This window comes from Vibrio penaeicida, from assembly GCF_030689305.1.
Lineage (GTDB): Bacteria > Pseudomonadota > Gammaproteobacteria > Enterobacterales > Vibrionaceae > Vibrio > Vibrio penaeicida_B.
This window is the reverse complement of the sequence record NZ_JAUYVM010000058.1, coordinates 1-1296: the sequence shown is the minus strand read 5'-3', so window position 1 is coordinate 1296 and position 1296 is coordinate 1. Positions and strand designations below refer to the sequence as shown.

The 1296-nt window shown below is 36.0% G+C and carries 2 protein-coding genes; both read right to left on the bottom strand.

Features of this window, described 5'->3' with window-relative positions; translation table 11 throughout:
* Positions 1-124: 124 nt before the first annotated feature.
* Positions 125-451: a hypothetical protein gene (locus tag Q8W40_RS27955; protein WP_305402101.1), complete on the bottom strand. Its 327-nt coding sequence runs from the start codon at positions 449-451 to the stop codon at positions 125-127.
* Positions 432-1034, bottom strand: a complete 603-nt coding sequence (locus Q8W40_RS27950; RefSeq protein WP_305402100.1) for a peptidoglycan recognition protein family protein — start codon at positions 1032-1034, stop codon at positions 432-434. The genes Q8W40_RS27955 and Q8W40_RS27950 overlap by 20 nt, the downstream gene beginning before the upstream one ends.
* Between the last annotated feature and the right edge of the window lie 262 nt (positions 1035-1296).

Here is a 1296-nt window from a genome sequence, read left to right as displayed (position 1 = left end):
AATGCTAAGAGATGGCGTCATGTGGGATGAAAATACAGCTAAAAATTAGCTATTGACGCCATAGTCGTTTGTTATGTTGCACCACAACCACACTAAATTTATTGAGTTGCAAAGGCTTCACAAATTACCTTTTATTGCGTTTTGATAAGCGCTTTCCAACAACGAAAACCAACAATAGTAAACCGATCAAAGAGACTATAACCGTACTACTCATCAAATAGCTGTATACATCCTGACCAATTAATTTATTTTCATCAGATAAGATTACGACAAATTTATTGAATTCTTCATCACTTGTAACTACAAATTTATTATATAAAGATGGTTGTGTCTTAAACACAAAGAAACTATATGGATCATCCGAAAAAACAACTGTTGCTGTGAAAAACTTTGTCAATAGCAATAAAGTGACAAAGACAGATAGAAAACGACTAAGGCTTTTGTAGAGCATGTCGACTCCTAATATTATCGATAATATCCATCACGACATTTCCTGGGCATGAATACCCTTTGCCTGGTAAAAACTCTTTATGCCCTCCAAGTTTTTCTATAGGGAAATGTTGTTTAAACGATTTTACTAATGACCCGAGTGCCTTAAGCTGAGAGTTTGTCAGCTCATCATCAATATCCCACCATTGTTCATTAAAGTCCCCAAGTAAAAGGACTCCTATTCTTTTGGTGTTACTATGTTTTACATGAGAGCCTTTGTAAATCAATTCTCGACCTTCATATATTTTACCAGCGCTGTCTATCAAGTAGTGGTAACCGACATGATCAAACCCATTCTCAACCATGTGTAACCTTTCGATATTTACAGGATTCTTTTCACCCCAATTTCCTGAATGATGAACGACTATAGAGTGAAAGTTCCAATCCAGAGCAAGATTCTCATATTTGGGATTGCGCATTCCCCAGCGTTTATAGGGAATCACTTTATTACCATTATTAATTAAACCATTAACAACTAGCCTTGACTGAGGAATAATAGTTACCCTATTTCCTCTTTTGATAATCCTACCGTCTTCTATATACATAAAATTCCCCTAAAATACATACACGGTAGGATAATCAATACTATATAGAATGCATATAATAGATATTAAGTTTTGAGCGCCATTTCAACTTTAGTTTCAGTTAGCATTCAGCAGCGCTATAACGCCAGCTTAAACCGCAGACAACGCACAAATCAAGCCACTGAATTACGCCTTAAACACTAAACTCACCGCAAACTAAAAATGCCACGCGTTGTTTGTCGGTTTGAAGCTTTTGTATGGATAATCTTCCCTAAATTCGGGT

Coding starts and splice junctions, on each gene's coding strand:
- Q8W40_RS27955 (WP_305402101.1), bottom strand. CDS start 451: ATGCTCTACAAAAGCCTTAGTCGTTTTCTATCTGTCTTTGTCACTTTA.
- Q8W40_RS27950 (WP_305402100.1), bottom strand. CDS start 1,034: ATGTATATAGAAGACGGTAGGATTATCAAAAGAGGAAATAGGGTAACT.